General features: G+C 78.1%; 1 protein-coding gene. It reads left to right on the forward strand.

The window, feature by feature from the left end:
• Positions 1–1,834, forward strand: a 1,834-nt coding sequence (locus tag ACWEQL_RS42335; protein ID WP_452156943.1) for a discoidin domain-containing protein, incomplete at its 5' end; no start/stop codon positions are given.
• Positions 1,835–1,905: the final 71 nt, after the last annotated feature.

A 1,905-nucleotide genomic window follows, 5' to 3' on the forward strand; every position in this document is an offset into this window, starting at 1 on the left:
CCGGGCCACCGCCCCGCTGGCCGCCGAGGCCGCGCCGTGGCTGGCCGCGCTGCGCGGGCACGGCCTGGCCGGGCAGGCGGCGCTGGACATGCTGCTGGCCCAGCGCGGCGGCGACGGCGCGGCCGCCTGGAAGGCCCGGGTGGAGCTCGGCAAGCTGCGCGAGCAGACCGCGCAGAGCCCGGCCACCGTGGGCGCCGGCGTGTTCGGACCGTTCATGGAGCGGGCCGTGCGGGCCGCCGACACCTGGGCGGGCGTGTCCGGCGGCAGCCTGACCGCGACCACCACGCTCGGCAGCGCCAACGACCACCTGCCGGCGTTGATGACCGACGGCTCGGCCGACACCTTCTACTGGAGCTCCACCCCGCCGCAGCCCGGCGACTCGGTGGGCCTGGACCTCGGCAGCGGCCGCCCGGTCGGCTCGGTCACCGTGCTGATGGGCTCGTGGGGCAGCGGTCCGGACGGCCTGAGCGCGGTGGACGACTACATCCGCGACGGCGTGCTGGAGTACACCACCGGCGAGGGCGGCTGGAAGCAGCTGGCCCAGGTGCGCAACCAGAAGTCGGTGACCGCGCCGCTGCCCACCGGCACCGTGGTCCGCTCGGTCCGGCTGCGGGCCGCCTCCGCGCAGAAGACCGCGGTGGCGGTGCGCGAGTTCAGCGTGACCGCGCCGGACGACACCCCGGCGAGCGTCACCGGCGGCCCGGCCGCCGCACCCGGTTCGTCCGCCGCCGCCGTCCTGGACGGCAACCCGGACACCGCCTACCGGGCGGCCACCGCGCCGACCGCCGCCGACGAGCCGCTCACCGTCGAGCTGGGCGTGGACCGCCCGCTGGACCGGCTCACCGTGCTCACCGACCCGAACGTGCGGGCCAGCGCCACCGTCTCGGTGCGCCGCCCGGACCGCACCTGGGTGGAGATCGGCACCGTCCAGCCCGGCTACAACGAGCTGCCCGCGGGCGGGCAGCCGGCCGGTGCCATCCGGCTGGCCTGGAAGCCCGGCGGGGAGCCGCCCGTGGTCAACCAGGTGATCCCCTGGTACGCGGACGCCCCGGTGGCCCGGCTCAGCCTCTCGGACGCCTCGCTGGACGTGGTGACCGGCGCCGCCGTGCCCGCGCAGACCCGCGCGGTGGTCGAGGCCGGCCGCCCCGAGGGCGTCAACGGGGAGCTGCGCACCGAGGTGCCGGCCGTCGCCAAGGGCCTGACCGTCACCCCGGCGGCCGGGGTCAGCGTGCCGCGCGGCAGCAAGGTGGGCGTGCCGCTGCTGGTCAGCGCGGCGCCCGGGACGCCGTCCGGGACGTACCAGGTGCCGGTGGTGTTCGCGGCCGGCACGACCACCGTGCGCCAGGTGCTCCAGGTCCACGTGGTGCCGCCGACCGGCGGGCCGGACCTCGCCACGGGCGCGCGGGCCACCTCCTCGGGCGACGAGACCTCGGCGTTCCCCGCCTCGGCGGTCGCCGACGGCGACCCGAAGACCCGCTGGTCCTCGCCGGCCCGGGACGACGCCTGGGTGCAGCTGGAGCTGCCGAAGGCCACGAACCTGGGCTCGGCGGTGCTGCACTGGCAGGCCGCGTACGCCTCCGCGTACCGGATCCAGACCTCGGCGGACGGGGTGACCTGGACGACGGTGGCGACCGTGGACGACGGCAAGGGCGGCAACGAGACGGTGCGCTTCGACGCGCCGGGCGCCAAGTACCTGCGGGTGCAGGGCGTCGCCCGGGCCACCAAGTACGGCTACTCGCTCTTCGGCGTGGAGCTCTACGGGGTCGCCGCCCCGGCCGCGCCGCCGGCGGCCCCGCCGGTCGCGCCCGTGCCGCCGGTCCCCACGCAGCCGTAGGACGCCCGTCGCCGTCCGGGCCGGGCCCGGGCGGACGGCGGGCCGCCGGCGCGGATGGGGCCGCCGCCGTC

Source organism: Kitasatospora sp. NPDC004240 (assembly GCF_053603215.1).